This window comes from Saccharopolyspora sp. NPDC003752 (assembly GCF_053605825.1).
Genome location: NZ_JBSGJZ010000040.1, coordinates 24,053 through 39,872, shown reverse-complemented (window position 1 = coordinate 39,872; position 15,820 = coordinate 24,053). Strand labels below are relative to the sequence as shown.

At 71.2% G+C, this 15,820-nt stretch carries 16 protein-coding genes; 5 read left to right on the top strand and 11 right to left on the bottom strand.

Going from position 1 to position 15,820, the window contains the following annotated elements:
• Positions 1 to 9: 9 nt before the first annotated feature.
• Entirely contained in the window at positions 10 to 933 is a 924-nt protein-coding gene (locus tag ACWEV3_RS35175; protein WP_452618034.1) for a MerR family transcriptional regulator, read from the top strand.
• Here ACWEV3_RS35175 and ACWEV3_RS35170 read toward each other — a convergent pair.
• From ACWEV3_RS35170 to ACWEV3_RS35150, 5 genes are all read right to left on the bottom strand, one after another.
• Positions 930 to 1,916, bottom strand: a complete 987-nt coding sequence (locus tag ACWEV3_RS35170; RefSeq protein WP_452618033.1) for a LysR family transcriptional regulator — start codon at positions 1,914 to 1,916, stop codon at positions 930 to 932. The genes ACWEV3_RS35175 and ACWEV3_RS35170 overlap by 4 nt on opposite strands.
• Positions 1,917 to 1,964: 48 nt before the next feature.
• On the bottom strand, positions 1,965 to 3,152 hold the full coding sequence (locus ACWEV3_RS35165; protein ID WP_452618032.1) for an acyl-CoA dehydrogenase family protein: 1,188 nt from the start codon (positions 3,150 to 3,152) through the stop codon (positions 1,965 to 1,967).
• Positions 3,149 to 4,354, bottom strand: a complete 1,206-nt coding sequence (locus tag ACWEV3_RS35160; RefSeq protein WP_452618061.1) for a CaiB/BaiF CoA transferase family protein — start codon at positions 4,352 to 4,354, stop codon at positions 3,149 to 3,151. The genes ACWEV3_RS35165 and ACWEV3_RS35160 overlap by 4 nt, the downstream gene beginning before the upstream one ends.
• Positions 4,354 to 5,679 (bottom strand): MFS transporter, encoded by a 1,326-nt coding sequence (locus tag ACWEV3_RS35155; RefSeq protein ID WP_452618031.1) that lies wholly within the window; start codon positions 5,677 to 5,679, stop codon positions 4,354 to 4,356. The genes ACWEV3_RS35160 and ACWEV3_RS35155 overlap by 1 nt, the downstream gene beginning before the upstream one ends.
• Positions 5,680 to 6,125: 446 nt before the next feature.
• Positions 6,126 to 6,719, bottom strand: a complete 594-nt coding sequence (locus tag ACWEV3_RS35150; RefSeq protein ID WP_452618030.1) for a TetR/AcrR family transcriptional regulator — start codon at positions 6,717 to 6,719, stop codon at positions 6,126 to 6,128.
• A 124-nt stretch (positions 6,720 to 6,843) separates the two neighbouring features.
• On the opposite strand from ACWEV3_RS35150, the gene ACWEV3_RS35145 reads away from it, so the two are divergent.
• The 3 genes from ACWEV3_RS35145 to ACWEV3_RS35135 all read left to right on the top strand — a co-directional run bounded on the left by ACWEV3_RS35145 (position 6,844) and on the right by ACWEV3_RS35135 (position 10,671).
• The gene (locus tag ACWEV3_RS35145) at positions 6,844 to 7,812 is read left to right on the top strand and encodes an SDR family NAD(P)-dependent oxidoreductase (RefSeq protein WP_452618029.1); all 969 of its coding nucleotides are present in this window, start codon (positions 6,844 to 6,846) and stop codon (positions 7,810 to 7,812) included.
• Between the two features lie 161 nt (positions 7,813 to 7,973).
• The gene (locus ACWEV3_RS35140) at positions 7,974 to 9,383 is read left to right on the top strand and encodes an MFS transporter (RefSeq protein ID WP_452618028.1); all 1,410 of its coding nucleotides are present in this window, start codon (positions 7,974 to 7,976) and stop codon (positions 9,381 to 9,383) included.
• Between the two features lie 85 nt (positions 9,384 to 9,468).
• On the top strand, positions 9,469 to 10,671 hold the full coding sequence (locus ACWEV3_RS35135) for a cytochrome P450 (protein ID WP_452618027.1): 1,203 nt from the start codon (positions 9,469 to 9,471) through the stop codon (positions 10,669 to 10,671).
• A 59-nt stretch (positions 10,672 to 10,730) separates the two neighbouring features.
• Here ACWEV3_RS35135 and ACWEV3_RS35130 read toward each other — a convergent pair whose 3' ends face one another.
• The 3 genes from ACWEV3_RS35130 to ACWEV3_RS35120 all read right to left on the bottom strand — a co-directional run bounded on the left by ACWEV3_RS35130 (position 10,731) and on the right by ACWEV3_RS35120 (position 13,624).
• On the bottom strand, positions 10,731 to 12,068 hold the full coding sequence (locus ACWEV3_RS35130; protein ID WP_452618026.1) for a hypothetical protein: 1,338 nt from the start codon (positions 12,066 to 12,068) through the stop codon (positions 10,731 to 10,733).
• Positions 12,065 to 12,652, bottom strand: coding sequence for an RNA polymerase sigma factor (locus ACWEV3_RS35125; protein ID WP_452618025.1), 588 nt, complete (start codon positions 12,650 to 12,652; stop codon positions 12,065 to 12,067). Before ACWEV3_RS35125 ends, ACWEV3_RS35130 begins: the two co-directional genes overlap by 4 nt.
• Positions 12,653 to 12,721: 69 nt before the next feature.
• The gene (locus tag ACWEV3_RS35120; protein WP_452618024.1) at positions 12,722 to 13,624 is read right to left on the bottom strand and encodes an NADP-dependent oxidoreductase; all 903 of its coding nucleotides are present in this window, start codon (positions 13,622 to 13,624) and stop codon (positions 12,722 to 12,724) included.
• Positions 13,625 to 13,887: 263 nt separating this feature from the next.
• Here ACWEV3_RS35120 and ACWEV3_RS35115 point away from each other — a divergent pair, with 263 nt between their 5' ends.
• Positions 13,888 to 14,148 carry a hypothetical protein gene (locus tag ACWEV3_RS35115; RefSeq protein ID WP_452618023.1) on the top strand — a complete coding sequence of 87 codons (261 nt, stop codon included), beginning with the start codon at positions 13,888 to 13,890 and terminating at the stop codon, positions 14,146 to 14,148.
• A gap of 59 nt (positions 14,149 to 14,207) precedes the next feature.
• Here ACWEV3_RS35115 and ACWEV3_RS35110 read toward each other — a convergent pair whose 3' ends face one another.
• The 3 genes from ACWEV3_RS35110 to ACWEV3_RS35100 all read right to left on the bottom strand — a co-directional run bounded on the left by ACWEV3_RS35110 (position 14,208) and on the right by ACWEV3_RS35100 (position 15,585).
• Positions 14,208 to 14,450 (bottom strand): CDGSH iron-sulfur domain-containing protein, encoded by a 243-nt coding sequence (locus ACWEV3_RS35110; RefSeq protein ID WP_452618022.1) that lies wholly within the window; start codon positions 14,448 to 14,450, stop codon positions 14,208 to 14,210.
• Positions 14,451 to 14,463: 13 nt separating this feature from the next.
• Positions 14,464 to 14,670 (bottom strand): heavy-metal-associated domain-containing protein, encoded by a 207-nt coding sequence (locus ACWEV3_RS35105; protein ID WP_452618021.1) that lies wholly within the window; start codon positions 14,668 to 14,670, stop codon positions 14,464 to 14,466.
• Between the two features lie 81 nt (positions 14,671 to 14,751).
• A complete protein-coding gene (locus tag ACWEV3_RS35100; RefSeq protein ID WP_452618020.1) occupies positions 14,752 to 15,585 on the bottom strand; it encodes a hypothetical protein in 834 nt (277 codons plus the stop codon).
• Positions 15,586 to 15,820: the final 235 nt, after the last annotated feature.

The window sequence follows — 15,820 nt, the reverse complement described above, 5'->3', positions numbered from 1 at the left end:
TCCCTGCTCATGCATTCGTCTTTCATGCCACCCCGCCAGGTCAAGATCGGTGACGCGGCGGCCTTCGCCGGCAGCACGCCACGGGCGATTCGCCATTACCACGAGATCGGCCTGCTCCCCGAGCCTGAGCGGGGCGGCGATGACCGCCGCCGCTACGGGTACGAGGACATGATCCGCTTGCTGTGGATTCGAAAGATGGCCGACGCCGGGATCGCCCTGAACGACATCCGTGACGCCTTTACCACCGGCACGGCTTCCGCCGGTGCGGACGGCGGAGAAGGTATCGAGGGCATCCTGGAGCGGTTGGAGGAAACCCTCGCCGAGCAGGAGGCGGAATTGCGGCGGCAACGGACCGCCGTGCAGCGGATGCGCACCGAAGGCAGCCGGCTGGGCCTGCTCTCCGACTTCGTCACCGAACGCCTCAAGAGCCTGCCCGAGGGCTCCCTGCGTCAGGCGGACCTGGACAGTCTGCTGGTCACTGAGCGGATCTTCGGCCCGCTCGGCGCGGCCGTCCAGGCCACCCGCTTCGTCGTCCTGGCCACGCATCCCGCTCTGCGGGAGGATTCCGACCGCATCGATGACGCCGAGGAGGCACTCGACGACAGTGTCGCCGTCGATGATCCACGGGTGGCTCAAGTGGCCGCCGAGCGGCACGCCTTCGAAAGCGCCCTGCAGGCCGTCATCGAGGAGTCCGGCCTGGGTAAGGACGACGATGCCCTCTGCGACGCCTGGGACACTTTGCACCCTGCTACCGCCGATGACGGCGAGGACGAGGCCGACCTCAGCTCCGGCAGGCGGGAGGCTGACCCCATGAGCGTGTTCGAAGCCACCGGCAAGATGCCCTACGACTTCTCCCCAGCCCGCCTGCGCTGCATGGAACTGGCCGAAGAACTATCCGCCCAAGACCCACCCGCTACCCGAAACACGGCCTAGCCGCCCGGATTCATCGGGCGGTGCACGTCGTCGTAGGCGGCGTCGGCCGCGTCGATCAGGCTCGCCCCTTCGGTCTGGAGGCCGGCGATGGCGGCGTACCAGGTGTCGAGGGTGGCCTTGCACTGGCTGACCACCTCCGCCGCCGCCGGGCTCAGCGCGGCACGCCGGTGGACCACGCCGAAGGGCACCGACACCAGCGGATCGGTTTCGATCACGACGGCACCGAGCCGCCGCGCCTGAACGGCCATCCGCAGCGGGAGGAAGGCGTGCACGCCGCCGCCGAGGACGAGCGTGAGCTGCGCGTGGCGATTGGGCATGCTCGCGATCAGCCGCGGCTCCACCCCCACATCCCGCAGCGCCGTCGCGACCCGGTCGTTCTCGCGCTGCGCCAGCGAGCAGATCGTCAGCGGCAGGTCACCGAGGGCGTCGAGCGGCAGCCGCCCGGTCGGCGGTGCCGGCGAGCCCGGCGGCATCACCAGCAGCAGCCGCTGCACGCCGAGCTCGACGAAGTCCAGGCTCTCGGTCGGGACGGGCCGCGTGGTGAACCCGAGCTCGTACCGGCCGGCGACGACCTCGCCGCACAGCGCCCGGACGCCGGCGGCCTCGGCGATGTCCAGCCGCACGTCCGGATGCCGGGCCCGGAACGAGGTGATCCAGGAGGCGACCGCGTCACTGGACATCTCCGGCATCGTGCCGATGGAAACGGAGCCCGCCTTGAGATCCCGGGCCCGGCTCATCGCGTCCCGGGCGGCCACGACGCCGTCGAGGATCGCCCGCGCCTTCGGGACCAGCAGCGTTCCCGCCGGGGTCAGGACGAGGCTGCGCCGTCCCACGCGCTGGAACAACTCCACGCCGAGCTCGCGTTCGAGCGCCTGGATCGCCTGGGAGAGCGCCGGCTGGGAGACGTAGAGGCGCTGCGCGGCCCGGTTCAGGCCCTCGTGCTCGACCACGGCCAGGAAGTACTCGATCTGGCGCAGCTCCATCGTCCCTCCTCCGATCGTCCGGGGCCGGCGCGCTCCCGATGACGAGCCCTAACGTACGCGGTAGCTGTCCGGCAGCATCCCGTCCGCCGCGACCGACCGGATCATCGCGCGGCCCAGGTTCCGCTCGTGGATCGCGGAGGCACCCTCGTAGATGCGCAGGGTGCGGACGTCGCGCCACATCCGGGGCACCGGGTGCGGCCCGACGATGCCCTCCCCGCCGAGCAGCTGCACGCACCGGTCGGCGACCCTGCCGACCATCTCCGAGCAGTACAGCTTCGCCGCCGAAATCCGCTGCCGGGGAACGGTTCCGGCGTCGAACGCGCGGGCGGCGTCTAGGGCGAGGGCCCGCCCGGCCTCCATCTCCGAGTAGCACCGGCCCAGTTCGGCCTGCACGACGCCGAGATCGGCGAGCGGGGCGCCGAACTGGTGCCGCTCGCTGACGTGGCGGGTGGCCTCCTCCAGCATCCGGGTCGCCTGGCCGACGCAGGTCGCGGCGACGTGGAGCCGGGCGTGGTTGATCCCGCGCATCGCGGCCGCGAGCCCGGTGCCGGGCACCCCGCCGAGCAGCCGGTCCTCGGCGACGACCACCGACTTCAGGTCGATCTCGGCGACGGGGCCCTCGGCGTGGCCGTTCATGTGCTCCGGGATCCGGGTCGACACGCCGGGCGCGGTCCGGTCCACGATGAACGCGGACACCTCGGGGCCCTCGGCGCCGTCGGTGCGCGCGAAGACGAGCAGCGCGTCCGCCCAGTGGGCGTTGGTGATGTAGCGCTTCGACCCGTCCAGGACCCAGCCGTCGCCGGTGCGCCGCGCGACGGTCTGCACGTTGGTGGCGTCGGAACCGGCCTCCGGCTCGGTCAGCGCGAACGAGGTCACCCGCCGGCCGGCCGCCATCTCCGGCAGCATCTCGCGGCGCTGCTCCTCCGTGCCGTGGTCGAGGATCGCCTGCGAGCAGAGCCCGATCACGGTCGAGAAGCGGGACCGGTACACGCACGACGCCCTGGTGAACTCGAGCGTCAGCAGCACCTGCTGCTCCATGGTCCAGCCGAGCCCGCCGTAGGCGGGCGGGATCGAGATGCCGAACAGCCCGAGCTCGGCCATGCGGCGCACGATCGCATCCGGAACCTGTCCCGCGGCGACCATTTCGGCCTCGGCGGGGATCAGCTCGTCGTCGGTGAACGCGGCGATCGTGCGCAAGTACGCGTCGAAGTCGGCCATGCCGGCGGCGCGGGTCATCGTTTCTCCATCCTTGGTCGCGGTTGCTCCGGCAGGGCGACGACGCCATCGTCGGCCAGCCGGTCGATCTCGTCCTCGCTGCGCCCGAGTTCGCGCAGCACGTCGCGGGTGTGGGCGCCCAGCCGGGGCGCGGCCGACGTCCGGCCGCGGGCCGCCCCGTCGACCCGGAAGGGCGCGGCCGGGGCGTCGATCCCGAGCTCGTCCAGCTCGACGACCAGGCCCGATGCGGCGAGGTCGGCGTCCTTCACGAGCTCGTCGAACGACCGCACCGAGCCGCACACGATCCCCCGCGAGGCCAGCAGCGCGATCGCCTCGGCGCGGGTGAGGTGGCCGAGCGCGGAGCTCAGGACTTCCTTCAGCGCCAACCGGTTCGCGACCCTCGACCCGTTGTCCGCGAAGCGCGGGTCGGTCGTGAGCTCCGGCCTGTCGATCGCCGAGCACAGCGCGGCCCACTTGGTCGCGGTGTAGGCGGAGACCACGACGGCGCCGTCGACGGTCCGCACGAGATCCGCGGCGGGTGCCACCGCGGGCTGGCCGTTGCCCGTCCGCCGGGGCGCCTCGCCGGTGAGGCGGTAGCCCGTCCACTGCGTCGCCTGGGCCGCCACCACCGCTTCCATCAGCGAGGTCTCGACGACCGCGCCGTTGCCGGTCCGGCCGCGCCGGACCAGCGCGGCGAGCACCCCGGCCGCCAAGGCGTTCGCGGCCAGCACGTCGGCGACGGTGAAGCCGACGCGCTGCGGTTCGCCGTCGGCGTCGCCGGTGGTGTGCATGATCCCGAACTCGGCCTGGGCCGCGATGTCCAGCCCCGCACGCCCCGCCGAGGGGCCACGGGTTCCGAACCCGGTGACGAACCCGTAGACGAGGTGCGGGTGGCGCGAACGCGTCCGCTCCGGCCCGATGCCGAGGCGTTCGGCCGAGCCGTGCCGGAAGTTGTGCAGCAGCACGTCCGATCCCGCGCACAGCTCGTCGAGGACTCGGAACCCCTCGGGGTGCCGCAGGTCGATCGCGATGCTGCGCTTGCCGCGGTTGTTCGCGTGCAGCATCGCTTGGCCGAACGAGCCGACGGATCGCGCCTGGTCGCCGCTGGGGCTCTCCACCTTGATCACCTCGGCGCCCAAGTCGGCCAGCTGCTGGCCGGCCCCGGGAGCGGCGATGTACTGGCCCAGGTCCACCACCCGGATCCCGGTCAGCGGTGCCTCCATCACGAAGCCTTCCTCATCGCGGTCTCGGCCTCCAGGGTCCGGCGGGCGGCCTCGGGGTCCAGCAGCCGCGCGCCGATCACGGCGCACGCGCAGATGGCGATGCCGACGACGAGGAACCCGTTCGAGTAGCCCTCGGACGGCGTCGGTCCGGCTTGGACGATGAGCCCCAGCGCGTAGGGGGCGACGATTCCCGCGATGCTGTAGAACCCGATCACGCACCCGAAGAACGCGGTCCGCTGGCGCTGCGGCAGGAAGTCGGAGGCGCCCGCGAAGGCGACCGAGAACGCGACGCTGTTGATGGAGAAGGTGCAGATCACCAGCACCAGCTGGAGCGTCCCCGGCCCGACCAGCGCGAACGCGATCATGCTCAGCCCGGCGAAGACGATCAGGACGCCGCTGAGGTGACCGCGCGCGGCCCGGGAGCTCCAGCCCCGCGCGAGGAGCCGGCCGGACAGGTATCCGCTGGCGACGAGGACGACGACCGCCGTGGCGTAGGGCGCGGTGACCAGCCATCCGACGGTGGTCGGCGCGTAGCCGAGGCCTTCGCCGAGGAACGCGGGCAGCCACGAGACCTTCAGCGAGGTGATGAGGTAACCCGCGAACGAGAGCAGGCTGAGCCCCCAGAAGCTGCGCAGCCGCAGCAGCCGGAGGAACGGCACGTCGATGTGCCCGTTCGGGTCTGCCTCCGCCGCCGCGGCCACTGGGCGCTTCCGCAGCGGCTGCCGCTCGACGTAGCACAGCCAGACGACCAGCCAGACGACGCCGACCGCGATCAGCACGAGGAACGCGGCGTGCCAGGAGTACGAGACGATCACCCACGTCAGCACCGGCGCGGAGATCAGCGGGCCGACCGAGGACCCCGCGTTCACGATCGACCCGGCGAACGCGCGCTTCTCCTTCGGGAACCGGTCGGCGACGACGCTCTGGCACAGGGCGTGCGCCGGCCCCTCGAAGAAGCCCAGCACGATCCGGGACACCAGCAGCACCCCGAACGTCGTGGGCACCGCGAGCGGCAGCATGCTGGCGATCCAGGTGAACATCAGGATGGCCGCCGCCCACTTCGCGGAGATCCAGCGCATGGCGGCGGACAACCCCACCGCGCCGACGGCGAACAACCAGAAGAACGCGCTGCCGACCAGGCCGAAGTCGCCGGCGGTCAGGCCGAGGTCGTGGCGGATCTGCTGCGCCGCCAACCCCACCGCCGCCTTGTCCGCGAAGTTCAGCGTGAAGAAGGCGAAGAGCAGGATGACGATGCCCCAGGCCTTGCGGTCCGGGCGTGGGAGCACCGGTGACACCACCGGCGTCCCGATTTCGGCTGATGCCATGTGACCCTCCGTCACGGCCTTGACCTCGTTGACAAGCGCTGCGCAGCAACAACTCCACCGGCGATCGGCGGCACCAACAAGGCCGAATCCCGAGTCACGCTTATAGCCAGAGCCGATAATCCGCGCGACGCGCACCGCCCCGGGGGCCGCTTCGCATCGTGGTGTGGTCACGTGTGGGACGCGGCCACTTGGGACGAAGGACGCCGGTTTCGCGCGAAACCGCCATTCCACGTGGGGCCGGACGCCGGTTTCGCGCGAAACCGCCACTTGTGCCAGGGGCCGGGCGCATTCGGGAGGAGCTCTCCCGAAGCCTTTCTGGAAAGCCCACTTGACATCCAGGATGCAAGAGCAGCCGAGCGGGAACGAGATCACGTCCACAAGGGACTACGACGTACGGAGACCGATGTTCTGCGGGAAATGCCGGGTGCCGACTGTCGAGGTTCGGCTCAGGGCAGGTCGGGCCAGCCGCGCGCGAGGTGGGAGAACGCGATGTCCAGGGCCGCTCGCGGGTCGGCTTCAGCGCCCGCGAGATCGGGAATTTCCAGGACGTAGCGGGCCAGCAGGCGCAGGGCGAGGTCGTCGGCGTCGCGGCCGGTTTCCTCGGCGATGACGCGGGCTAGCGCGGCTTCGCAGCTCGTCCACAACGTCCGGGCGTAGGCGCGCAGAGCCGGGGTGGCTACCACGAGTTCGGCGACTCGCCGGGCCTCTGGTTCGGGGTCGGGGACGAAAGGGCCTCGCGTGGCGAGGAAGTCGCGCAGGGCGTCCAGGATCGAACCGCCCTCCGGGCGGTTGCGAACGGCCGCCGCCAGGGCCGCCTCGCGCTCTCCGGCGTCGCCCAGGACCAGAGCTTCCTTCCCACCGGGGAAGTGCGCGAACAGCGTCGACACCGCCGTGTCCGCGGTGTCGGCGATCTCGGCGACGGTGACCTTGTCGAAGCCCCGTTCCAGGAACAGCCGGCGCGCGGCCGCCGAGAGCGCCTGGCGGGTGGCGGCCTTCTTGCGTTCGCGCCGGTCGGACACCCGCGCCGGAGTCTGTGCCATGCCTCGATGCTACCGACGAGCAGGAGCGACTCCAAAATCGAAGTCGTTGCAAAGTCGGAATGACTTCGATTTACTGGGACGGGGCGCGACACCGCACCCCGAAACCGAGCCCACCGGAGCCGCCATGCCGCCCACCGCCCAGACCGCGCCGTGGGACGTCCGCCGACCACCGCGCGCCGATGGGAAGACCTTCCTGGTGACCGGCGGAAACGCCGGGATCGGGTACTTCGCCGCCGAACAGCTGGCCGGCACCGGGGCGACCGTCGTCCTCGGCAGCCGCAACGGCGCCAAGGCGAACGCCGCGATGGCATCGATCCGGTCCCGGATCCCCGATGCGCGCGTGCACCACCTCCGCCTGGACCTCTCCGACCTCTCCTCGATCAAGTCCGCCGCGGACGGGCTCGACGCGGACGGGCTCGACGCGGTCGTCTGCAACGCCGGGGTGCTGCTGGACGGGCCGCAGCGCCAGGCGACCGAGGACGGCCACGAGCTGACGTTCGCCACCAACCACCTCGGGCACTTCCTGCTGGTCGGCCACCTGGCGCCACTGCTCACCGCACGCGCGGGCCGCGTGGTCACCACCGGCAGCTTCGTGGCGAAGTCGGCGAGCCTGGACCTCGCCGACCTGCAGAGCACACGGGACTACGAACCCAAACGCGCCTACGCGCGGTCGAAGCTCGCGCAGATGTTGTTCGGCTTCGAGCTCGACCGCCGCCTGCGCGCCACCGGCGGGGCGGCGCTGAGCGTGGTGAACCACCCCGGTGGCGCGCTCGACTCCCTCACCCCTTCCCGGCCGCCCGTCCACATCCGGACCACCGGTCAGCGGTTGCGGGGGCTGCCCGCCGGTCTCGCCTTGCAGGGCAAGGAAGCCGGCGCATGGCCCGCCGTTCGAGCGGCCCTGGATCCATCCGCTCGCGGTGGCCAGCTGTGGGGGCCTCGCATCTTCGGGCTTCGCGGCGAGCCGCGCAGCGAAGCCGTTCAGGGGCCGCTCGCCGACGCCGCGCTCGCCGCAGGCGTGTGGGCCGCCAGCGTGGACCTCACCGGCATCGACCCCTTCGAAGCCGTTCCAGGACCGGCGAAGCACGGGCGGTGAGCCCGCCCTGGTCCGTCGACATCGGACAGTTCGCGAATGCTCACCCATCGCGAGCGACCTCAAGAAGATGTGACGCATTTCACGTCTGTTTTGTCCGTTTACCGGGTGTTCCCGGCCCGGCATGATGCACGCGCCAATCGCTCAACAGTGAGGAAAAGCGCGTGGAAAACACTCGGGATACCGGGTCGTGGCGGGAGCTCGGCGGTCATCTGAGCACCGCGGTCGTGCTGGCCGGCGGAGTGCTCGTCGGCGCGGTGAACATCTACGTGGCGGCGAGCCTGCTGCCGACGGCGGTCGGCGACATCGGCGGCGAGCGGCTGTACGCATGGAACATGACGGCCTTCCTGATCGCCCAGGTGGTCGCGACGATGTTCGTGGGCCGGTTGCTCTCCCAGCGCGGCGATGTCGGCTCCTACCTGATCGGCTTCGGCGTCTTCGCCGGCGGTTCACTGGTCTGCGCGATGGCCCCGGCGATGCCCGTGCTGCTGGTCGGCCGCGGCATCCAGGGCCTCGGCGCCGGACTGCTGACCGGCCTGGGATTCGCCATGATCCGCTCGGCGCTGCCATCCCACCTGTGGTCGCGCGGCAGCGCGTTGGTCTCCGCGATGTTCGGCGTCGGCAACTTCGTGGGCCCGGCGCTCGGCGGGCTGTTCGCGCAGTTCGGTTCGTGGCGGCTGGCTTTCGTGGTGCTGGCCGTCGTCTCGGTCGTGATGGCGGCGTTCGTGCCCAAGGCGCTCCCGCGAAGCGGACGGGACGAGCACGCGACCCCGGTACCGGTGCGCTCGCTGGTGCTGGTCGTCGCGGCCGTGGGTGCGGTGAGCGTCGCCGGCATCCTCTCGAACGCCGCCGCGATGACGGCGTTCATCCTGCTGGGACTCGCGTTGGTCCTGGCGTTCCTGGTGGCGGAGAGGCGCGCGGAGGTGCGGGTCCTGCCGCGTTCGACGTTCCAGTCCGGCTCGGCGTTGCGGTGGGTCTTCCTGACCATCGTGCTGCTCGCATCCGGTGTCGCCGTGGAGACGTTCCTGCCGCTGTTCGGCCAGCACCTGGGTGGGCTGCCGCCCGTGGCGGCGGGATTCTTCGCCGCAGCACTGTCTTTCGGCTGGTCGGCGAGCCAGATCGCGAGCTCCTCGGCGAGCCGGGAGCGGACGATCCGGCGGCTCCAGGTCGCCGGCCCGGCCGCACTCGCCGCCGGGTTCGCCGTGCTCGCCCTGCTGCAGCACGACGACGCGCCGCTGCTCGTGGTCCTCGCGTGGCTGCCCGTGCTCGTCGCCGGTGGCGCGGGAATCGGCATCGCCATGCCGCACCTGTCCGTCGCCGCCATGGCCAGCACCGATGATCCCGGTGAGGGCCGGAAAACCGCCGCCGCGATCGCGACGGTGCTGACGATGTCGACCGCCTTCGGCGCGGCGGTCGCCGGACTCCTGGTCAACCTGGGCGCGCCGTCGATGGTCGCGTCCGCCCGCTTCCTCCTGATCGGGTTCACCGCCATCGCCGCGCTCGGGATCTTCACCGCGCGACGCGCCAACGACGTCGCGCGCCGCCCGCAATTTCAATGGAAATCAGAGCTCTGATTTCCATTGAAATTGCGGCGGAGAAGGCGGACGCCCACTGATGACCAAGCCGACAACACATGACCACCCGACACGAGGAAGTTCTATGAACGACGCACAGGTTCCGATGTTCCCGATGGACCGCGCGCAGGGGTGCCCGTTCGATCCGGCGCCCGGGCTGGCGGAACGGGCGCCGGTGTCGCGGGTGAGGCTGTGGGATGGCAGCACGCCGTGGCTGGTCACCCGCTACGCGGATGTCCGGGCGCTGCTGGTCGATCCCCGCGTCAGCGTCGATGTCGCGCAGCCCGGTTTCCCGCACACCAACGCGGTGAGCAAGGCGCGGGACGCGCAGATGAAGACGCTGATGCAGATGGATGCGCCCGAGCACACCGCCCAGCGGCGGTTGCTGACCCCGGAGTTCACGCCGAAGAAGATCGAGGCGTTGCGGCCCCGCATCCAGCGGATCGCCGACGAGCTCGTCGACGCGTTGCTCGCCGGCCCGAAACCCGTGGACATCGTGGAGGCCCTCGCGCTGCCGATCCCCTCGCAGGTGATCTGCGAGCTGCTCGGCGTGCCCTACGCAGACCGCGATTTCTTCCAGGAGGTGGCCCGCACGCTCGTCATGGACGAGTCCGATCCCCTGCGCGCCCTGGCCGCCAGCGAGGAGCTGAACGCCTACCTGGAGGAGCTGGTGGTCGCGAAGGACGCCGAGCCGGGCGAGGACCTGATCAGCAAGCTGGCCGTCGAGCACTACCGGACCGGGGAGATGACCCGGCGCGAGATCTCCGTGCTGGGACAGCTCCTCCTGGTCGCCGGGCACGACACCACCGCGAGCATGATCGCCTTGGGCACCGCCGCGCTGCTGACGCACCCGGAGCAGTTCCACGCGGTCCGGGACAGCGACGATCCCGCGCTGGTGGCGAACGCGGTGGAGGAACTCCTGCGCTACCTGTCCATCACGCACACCGAGGCCCGCCGCGTCGCACGGGAGGATCTGGAGATCGGCGGGCAGACCATCCGCGCGGGCGAAGGCATCATCGCGGTGAAGAGCACCGCCAACCGGGATCCCGCGGCGTTCCCGGACCCCGATGTGCTCGACGTCCGCCGAAAAGCCCGCCACCACGTCGCTTTCGGTCACGGCGCGCACCACTGCCTCGGCCACGCGCTGGCCCGGGTCGAGCTGCAGGTCGTGTACGGCACCCTCTACCGGCGCATACCGACTCTGGAGCTGGCCGTACCACCGGAACAGCTCGTGTTCAAACAGGATGCGGTCTTCTACGGGGTGCGGGAGCTGCCCGTCACCTGGTGAGCTCCGGCGGAAACCGGGCGGGCGGCTTCGAAAAGCCGTCCGCCCGGGACACTTCCCCATCACTTCATCTGCACGTACCCGTTGAACAACGGCTTCTGCTCGCCGTCCCGTGCGAGGACCCACGTGGTGCCGTCGTCCGGGGAGACGGGCTTCGCCCCTTCCGGCAGCCACATCCCGAACGTCCCGTTCGCGACCGGCACGTCTGACGGCTGCCCCAGCGAGAAGTCGGCGATCATGGAGGCGCCCGACGGGGGCACGATGCCCACGAACGCGATCTTCCCGCCGTCTTTGCCCAATCCGGGCACCGCGAGGCGGCGAACCGGGATGGACTGGCCGACGAAGGTGTCGGTGTGCAGCCGGTGGATCTTGCCCGCGGGGTTGGCCGGATCCGGCTCCGTGGTGCAGGCCACCGCGTGCTGCGCGGTCCGGCCCAGCACCACCCGGTACGGCCCGTCCTCGACGAGGACGCCGGGCTGGTAGCCGTCCCGGTCGGCAGGCGGCTCGGCGAGCCCGGCCAGGCATTCGCCGAGTGCCCTGCCCGCCGGAGAAGTCCGGTCCCCGGCGCGGTCGATCAGGCTGAGCAGCGGCGCCGGCGGCGCGGGCAGTTCGGCGCGGGGCCAGATGACCCTCTCCGCGCCCCTACCCGGCTGCCCCGGCTCGCCCCGCCCCGGCTGCTCAGGCGCGCCCTCACCCGGCTGTTCCGGTTCGCCCTGACCCGACGGCTCCGCCTTGCCCCGGCCCGGCTGTTCCGGCTTGTACTCGTCCAGCCGTTGCGCCCAGAGCCGGGTGGTCGCCGGGTTCGTCAGCGTGAAACTGGTGAACTGCCGCGTGTCCGTCGCGACGTCGCTCTCCGAAACACCCAAGCCGTCCGGCATGGACAGCATGATCCGGGGCCATGTGGGATCGGCGACGCCGGCGGCCACCCCGGTGCTGGTGTGGAGCAGCAGCGCGGTGCGGCTTCCGGCGGAGTAGGAGGGTTCCGCGTTCGGGTCGGACATCGTCACCGTCGTCGACGTCGTCTCGCAGAAAACGGGCTTGCCGCCCGCGGTGAACGCGGCGACGACATCGTCGCCCTGCGCCGTGATGGACGCGTCGACCCATTCGCTCCGATCCGGCACCTGGCCGGTCTTGCCCGCGGCGCGAACCGCGTCCCAGCACCGGTCGAGCGTCCTGGTCGTGGCGTCGGGCGGCGCGGCGGCGGGCGTCTCGACGAGCTGCGAGCGGGCGACCTGCACACCGATCACGGCACCGGCGGCGAGCAGGACGACCGCGGCCGAAGCCGCCACCACCCGGCCGCGGTGGCGCGCCGACATCCCGGCCTCGACCCTGCCGCGCAACCGGGCGCGGACCTCGGGCGGGAGTTCTCGTCGCGGGGGAAGCCGTGGCTCGTCGTTCATTTCTCCTCCACCAGGTCGCGCAGCTGGGCCTTCGCCCGGGACAGATGCGAACGAACGGTCACCTCGGCGACCTTGAGCAGCGCCGCCGCATCCGCGATCGACAGGTCGCCGAGCAGGCACAGCTCGACGACCTGCCGCTGCGCTCGCGGCAGCGTGCGCACGGCATCGATCACCTGCTTCAGCCGCACCTCGCCGTCGAGCTGGTCGGCGACGGCGTCGGCGTGGTCCGACACCACGTCCGGTTCGGGAATCCGGCGCAGCAGCCGCAACCGCCAGCTCGCTCCCCGGCGCTCCGTTCGCGCGAGGTTCCCGGCCACCGTGTAGAGCCACGGCAGCAGGCTGTCCCGCACCAGGACGACCTCGGCGCGCTTGCGCCAGGCGATGAGGAAGGTGTTCGACGTGAGGTCTTCGGCGGCGCTCCAGGAACCCGTCAGCCGGTAGGCGTGGTTCCACACCGCTTGCACGTGCCGCTCGAACAGGACGCCGAATGCCCCGTCGTCGTCGCGTGCCGCGCGCGCCCAGAGGTCACCGTCTTCGAGGCCGTCGGCTGACTCCGCCGACGACCTCGCTCCGGTCCATTGCATGGTCACACCCCTCAGTGGCCGGCAACGGCGGAAGTGTTGTCGCGGTCGACCGGAGGGGAGGCGGTCCGCTCAGGGAACGAGGACGATCTTGCCGACCGCGTGCCCGTTCTCGACCTGGGCGAGGGCTTCGCCGGCTTCGTCGAGCGGCCGGACCTGCGTGACGTGTGGGTCCAACGCCTTCGTCGCGACCAGCCGGGCGAGCTCGGTGAGGACGGCCGTGCTCCGGTCCCGTTCGACCTCCCCGCCGCCGAGCTCGCGGGCCAACGGCTTGTCCGCCACCGAGCGCAGCTTGGAGCGGTCCGCGACCAGACCCGCCACGGTGCGAAGGGCCTCGCCACCGACGAGGTCGAAGACGGCATCGACCCCGCCCGGCGCGGCGGCGCGCACCCGATCCAGCACACCGTCGCCGTAGGCGACCGGGACGGCCCCGAATCCCGCGACCAACTCGTGCTTGGCCGGGCTGGCGACCCCGACGACGTTGATCCCTCGGGCTCGCGCGAGCTGCACGACCGGAATCCCGACGCCGCCGCCGGCCCCGTTGACCAGCAGCGTCGCCCCGGCATCCAGGCCGAGGTCCTCCAGCGCGTCGTGCGCGGTACCGGCCGCCACGGGCAGCACCGCGGCCTCCTCCGGCGACACCTCGTCCGGTCGATGCGCCGCGAACGAAGCGGTGACCAGCGCCTGCTCGGCCCAGCCGCCGACCATCCCGGGGCAACCGCCGAACACCTCGTCGCCGACCGAGAACCCCTCGACCCCGGATCCGAGCGCGGTGACGGTCCCCGCCACTTCGCGACCCAGCACGGCGGGCCCGGCCACGCCGTAGGAGCCCTCGCGAAGCCGCCAGTCGCCCGGGTTCACGCCCGCCGCGCGCACCCGGACGAGCAGCTCGCCCGGGCCAGGAACAGGCACCGGGACATCGAGGAAGGTTTCCTTCTCCGGCCCACCCGCTGCAGAAAATCCGTACGCCCGCATGCCCACTCCTCTTCGCCGTCCCCTCCAACGTACTAAGAGGTCGTTTCAGAATGGTGCGCGGGCACGTGCGGGACGTGGTCGTCCGGAGCACCGGGCGCCGGTTTCGCGCGAAACCGCCATCGGTGCCGGGCATTGGGCGCCTTCGGGATGAGGCGGGCGGAGCCGTGCTGAAACGAACTCCAAGAGGTGCCCAGGAACGGGCGTGACGTGTCTGGAATGGACAGTCACTTGCGCGGCGTCGTTTCAGATGCAGCCCTTGTGCGGTGCTCGGCCCCGAACTCCGCATCTGGTGCTGGGCGGCGGCCGCTGGGCCGACGGTCTACGTGCTGTCGCAGGCGATCTACTTCCGCGTCGAGACCGGCACCGGCTGGCTCGCGCAGCCCATCGGAGTCGCGGCCCTCGGTGTCGCGGCCGCGGCGGCCTGCTGGCTCCCGTCGTATGCCGTGATCGCATTGCTGATCGCCATCGTCCTCGGGCCGGCCCGCCACCTCTCCAGGGGCACGGCGGATTCCGCGACGCCCTGACCGCGTGGCGCTTTCTGCGAAAGGCCGGTGGCACTCGTTCCGCCACCGGCCTTTCGCCCCTACTCCGCTGCCTTCTCGCCGGCCCGCTCCGCCGCGGAGAATCCTTCCCGCGCGTGCGATCCGTCGCAGAACGGCTTCTTCGCCGAGAGCCCGCATCGGCACAGCAGCCGGGTGCGGCCGGGGCCGAGCTCGTAGGTGTTGTTCGCGTGGTCGACGATCTTGACCGGTCCTTTGACCTGGTACGGCCCGTTGTCCACGGTCTTGATCACCACGGGCGGCTCGGCCGGGGTCGGATCGCTCATCGATTCGCCGCCGTCAGCTCGCGACCTGGTATCCGGCCTCGTTGACGGCCTTGCGGATCGCGTCCGGGTCGACCGGCGAGGCGCTGACGACCGTGAGCTCGCCGTTGCTGATGTCCACGTCGACGTCGGTGACGCCCTCGACGCCCGTGACCGCGGACGTCACCTTGCTCATGCAGCCCGAGCACGTCATGCCCTCGACGACGAAGGTGCTCTCACTCATTCGGATCTCCTCTTCTGGGAACGAACTTGATCAGTACCCCGGCAGGGTATCAACAATACCTGCAGGGGGTATATCGGCGGACTACTCGGCGAGGGCGGTGAACTGCGCGGTGCGAACCTTCCCCGCGTGCTTGAAGTCGAGGAACAAGCGGTAGGTGCCCGGACCCGGCACCTCCGCGTGGAACGCGACCTCGGGCCCCGGCCGGGTCACGCCGTCCTCCGGCGAACCGTCCGGGTGGACGTGCAGGTACGCCAGGTCTCCCAGCCGGAGCGCGACCAGGTGGCCGTAGGCGCCGAGGTACGGCTGCAGGTCGGTGACCGGCACGCCGTCGCGCCGCACCACGAGCGTGAGCGGGTTCGCCCGGCCGGCGACCAGCTCTCCGCCGAGCTCGACCTCGTAGCCGTCGACCACCGAGACGGCGGCGACCTCCGGCACCGGGCGCGGCCGGTAGTCGCCGGCGACCGCCAGGTCCGCACCGAGGGTGAGCGCCGGCCCGCCTTCCGGCTGGAAGTCGATGAAGACCCGGTACTCCCCGGCTTCCGCGAGCTCCAGCGGCACCGACCAGGCGCCGCCGCCCACCTCGACCGGGTGCACGTGCCAGAACCCGATGAGGTCCCGGCGGACGACGATGAGGTGGATCTTCTTGCCGTGCACCTCGGCCAGCGAGGTCAGCGCGGCGCCGTCGGGCCCGAGGATCCGGAACCGGTAGTCGGCGACGTCGCCCGCCGCCAACCGGGTCGTCTCCGGCGCGAAGGCGTACCCGTCCTTCGCGATCTGCAGCCCCTGCGGCACACCCCCCGCCCCGTGGCCCTGATGACCGGCCGCGTGACCGTGCTGGCCGTGGTGCTGGTGACCGGCCGCGTGACCCTGGTGGACGTGGTGCTGGTGGTGACCGACATTCGCCGACGCGTTCATCGTCGCCGCCTCCTTCTCATATACCCCCTAGGGGTATCTCTCGAACACCGAGAACTATGCCAAACGATCAACGCGGGATGCAACGTGATCCACGACATACCCCTCGGGGGTACATGTGGATCGAGACGGCACCCGACCGAACGGCAAGGCGATTCATCGAGGTCACGCGCCGAAACCCCACGCCCCAACAGAAGATCCGGATCGAACAGGACTCGGGCCGGGCCACCCGTCGCAC